This window comes from Methylobacterium sp. CCH5-D2 (assembly GCF_001556475.1).
Taxonomy (GTDB): domain Bacteria; phylum Pseudomonadota; class Alphaproteobacteria; order Rhizobiales; family Beijerinckiaceae; genus Methylobacterium; species Methylobacterium hispanicum.
On sequence record NZ_LSIX01000649.1, the window covers coordinates 1 to 1,990 of the forward strand.

General features: G+C 74.0%; 1 protein-coding gene and 2 pseudogenes. All 3 read right to left on the minus strand.

Annotated features, from left to right (window positions below):
• Positions 1–461, minus strand: a pseudogene (locus AX737_RS17215) (tetrahydromethanopterin C1 transfer protein); the annotation flags it as partial.
• A 61-nt stretch (positions 462–522) separates the two neighbouring features.
• Positions 523–1,416: an NADP-dependent methylenetetrahydromethanopterin/methylenetetrahydrofolate dehydrogenase gene (locus tag AX737_RS17220; RefSeq protein ID WP_066923571.1), complete on the minus strand. Its 894-nt coding sequence runs from the start codon at positions 1,414–1,416 to the stop codon at positions 523–525.
• A gap of 65 nt (positions 1,417–1,481) precedes the next feature.
• Positions 1,482–1,990: pseudogene (locus AX737_RS17225) on the minus strand (GHMP kinase); the annotation flags it as partial.

A 1,990-nucleotide genomic window follows, 5' to 3' on the forward strand; every position in this document is an offset into this window, starting at 1 on the left:
CTGCCGCCCGAGCCGCCGACGCGCTTGACCAGCCAGTTCGCCGGGTCGGGCCGCGGCTCCACCGCGACCGCCGGGTGCGGGACGGCGAGCTCCGCGCAGAGCGCGGCGAGGCGGAACGGATCCTTCAGGGCGGCGACCGCGTCGGGCGCGGCGCCGAGCAGGCCGTGGCGCGCGTGGATCGCCGCCATCAGGTCGGGCGCGTCCTCGAAGCCGCTGCCGAGCACGGCGCCGATGGGCCGGGTACCGGCCGCCGCCGCGAGATCGTCGAGGGCGTCGAGGAGCACCGTCCCGCCGAGCCGTCCCGCGCCGAAGCGGCCGGGCAGGGGGCGGTAGGCCTCGGCCAGCGCGAGGGTATCGGCGTCCCCGAACAGGTCGGCCACGAGCGGGCGCAGGCCCGCACGCCGGGCAGCCTCGGCCAGCGCCCGTCCGGACTGGGCGGCGATCAGGATGGCGTCGGTCACGGGCGTGATCCTCCCTCCCCCCGCGGAGGGGGGAGGGAGATCGTCGCTCGGTCGTCCCCGCTCAGCCCGTCACCTCGACGGCGAGTTCGTAGGCGTCGCGGAAATCCAGGCAGAGCGGTTGGTCGGCCTGGAGCATGCGGCGGAACAGGCGGCACTGGGTCTGGTACTTCACGTTGCCGACCGCGAGCGCGCCGATGCCGATCCCCTTGCCCGTCGGCAGGGGCACATCGACCGCGTTCACGTCGATGCCCGCGATGCCGGCCGGCGGCACCGCGTTGACGTCGGAGGCGACGAGGAGCTTGGGCGCGGATTCGAGATCCTCCGCCGAGAGGATCGGGATGCCGGCGGGCCCGGCCGAGAGGATCACGTCGGCATCGGCAATCGCCCGGCGCCGGTCCTCCGGCGCGGTGCCGTCGACGGCGCCGACCTCGATGCCGAAGCGCCACTTCATGGTGAAGGCGATCTTCGAGACGCGCTCCTCGCCGTCGTGGCCGACGAGCACGGTCTTGGCCCCTTCGAGCGCCCCGATCACCGCCGCTACGTAGGCGACGACGCCGGCGCCGCCGAAGATCACGATGCGCTTGCCCTTGAGATCGGTGCCGTGCCGCTGGCGGAGCGCGCGCGCCACCTGCGCCACCATCGCGGCGCCCGTGGTGAAGGAGCCGGCGGGGTCGGCGAAGATGTGGTTGGCGAAGGGGGGCACGAAGGCTTTCTTCGCCCGGTCCACCATGTCGAGGGCGTCCTCGGCGTTCTTGCCGCCGATGAACAAGCCCGTGCGCACGCCGTCCTCGGGGGCGCGGGAGAAGATCGAGTCCTGGGTCAGCGAGACGACGTCCGGCAGCGTCACGTCCGTGTAGGTGACGATGGTCTCGAAGCCCGCATCGATCGCCATGTTCACGTCGAAGGGGCTCATGTGCTTGAGCGGCGTGAGCATGTGCAGGATCGAGCGGGCCATGGTCGTCTCCTCGTTCTTGGTGGGCGCGTGCGCCTGCCTTGCGAAGACCGAAGGCGGGGGCCGGGTCAAGCCCGGAGAGGAGCGGGGCCCTCCCCGCCCGTCACCGTCGCGCCCGTATTCCGTCCCCGGGCCACGACGTAGCGCAGCCCCGCGCCCGGCAGCGCCGCCTCCAGGTCGGCCACCAGCGCCCGCGCCTGCCCCTCGCTCGGCACCAGCGCGAAGCCGGTCGGACCCCAGGAGGATTGCCCGTAGCCGGCCACCCCGGCCTCGGCCACCCGGGCCAGCGCCCGCGCCACCGCGGGGCTGGCGAAGCGGCCGCCCTGGTGGGGGGCGAAATGGTCGCCGACGAGCCGCTGGATCGTCGTGATGCCCGCGCCGAAGGCCTCGGGCTCGGCGGTGACGGCGGCCGGCAGCACCTGCATCAGCACGATCCGGCAGATCTCGGCGGCCTGGGCTTCGGGGAAGCGCGGGAGATCGCGAAACGCCTCGACCTCGCGGGCGCCGTGCACGCCGGTCATCCCCGCGTCGAGGATCAGCACCACCCGCCACGCCTCGGGGTAGGGCAGGCGGGCGA